The organism is Halanaerobium saccharolyticum (assembly GCF_003053565.1).
GTDB classification, from domain to species: Bacteria; Bacillota; Halanaerobiia; order Halanaerobiales; family Halanaerobiaceae; genus Halanaerobium; species Halanaerobium saccharolyticum_B.
In genome coordinates this window covers 1-1,420 of record NZ_QAXS01000087.1, presented here as the reverse complement: position 1 = coordinate 1,420, position 1,420 = coordinate 1, and the positions used below count along the sequence as shown (strand labels likewise).

Annotated in this window: 1 protein-coding gene; it reads left to right on the top strand. The window is 34.4% G+C overall.

The window, feature by feature from the left end; all coding sequences use genetic code 11:
• Window positions 1–136: 136 nt before the first annotated feature.
• Window positions 137–1,420: IS4 family transposase (locus C8C76_RS14970; protein WP_108143054.1), on the top strand; the 1,284-nt coding region annotated here is incomplete at its 3' end.

Below are 1,420 nucleotides of genomic sequence, written 5' to 3'. Positions count from 1 at the left end.
ACTCAAACTTCGCACTTGTAAAAGTGCTTTTGCACCTTGAAATTTCAATATTTTTTAGCAAAAAAATAGCATGAAACCCCCGTTTTTGGTATAATTGAATAGCAACAAACAAAAAACCATAACGGAGGTTCATGCTATGAAAATTATACCACAAATTTACCAAAATGATAAGAGAATTTTTTCTACTGTTTCAACTTTTTTTAAAAAATATCGAGTTGCTTCTGTACTAAAGGCTGCAAACGCCTATAAAGCTAAAGGAATACCAGTGATTTCAATCTTTTTCTATCTGTTTTCTCTAATTTTTGATAATCGTTCCATGTACATGGATATTTTAACAGGAAAAAACGAAAAAGACTTTGCCAAAGATACTGTTTATCGCTTTATGAAATCTATCAACATCAACTGGATACAGTTCACAACTCTTTTAGCTGGTAGAATCATTGATGACAGTATTGAACATTTAACAGATAATGATCGTGTAAACGTCCTAATTATTGATGATACAACCTTTGAGCGTTCAAGATCCAAAAAAGTTGAGTTACTCTCTAAAATATATGATCATGCAAAAAAACAGTACAAATTTGGATTTAGACTGCTTACTCTCGGCTGGTCAGATGGAAACACCTTTTTGCCAGTCAATGGCTGTCTGCTTTCGACAAAGAATTCTAAAAATAGAATTAATGAAGCAGCTGAAGTTGACAAACGGACTGTTGGATATGCTAGAAGAAAACTTGCTCAGACCAAAGCTACTAAAGTTATGCTTGAACTGCTTGAAGCTGCTAAAAAAGCAGCTATTCCGGCATCTCATGTGCTTTTTGATACCTGGTTTTGTTCACCATCTTCCCTGATTGCTGTCAAAAACATTGGCTATGATGTAGTAGCAATGGCTAAAAAAACATCAAAAGTTCATTATCTTTACAATGGTAAGATGCAGCCTTTGACAAAGATCTTTAGAGAAAACAGAAAACGTCGTGGTAGATCTCGTTATCTGTTATCAGTGGAAGTAACTATAGTTAAGGATGAACAATCCATCCCTGCCCGTATTGTCTATGTTCGCAACCGAAACAAACGAAGTGAATATCTTGCTCTAATAACTACTGACATGAAGTTAACTGAAGAAGAAGTTATCAGAATCTACGGCAAACGCTGGGAGATAGAAGTATTCTTTAAGGTTTGCAAATCATATCTAAAACTGAGTAAAGAATGTAGATCACTATCATATGATGCTATGACAGCTCATACAGCTATTGTCTTTACCAGATACATGTTACTATCAGTAGAAAACAGAAAATATGCAGATGACAGAACACTTGGGCAGATGTTTTATCTTCTGGTTGATGAAATGGCAGATATCACCTGGATTCAGGCTATACATATGCTGATGGAAGTTTTTATTGCTACAATTAAAGATAAATTATCA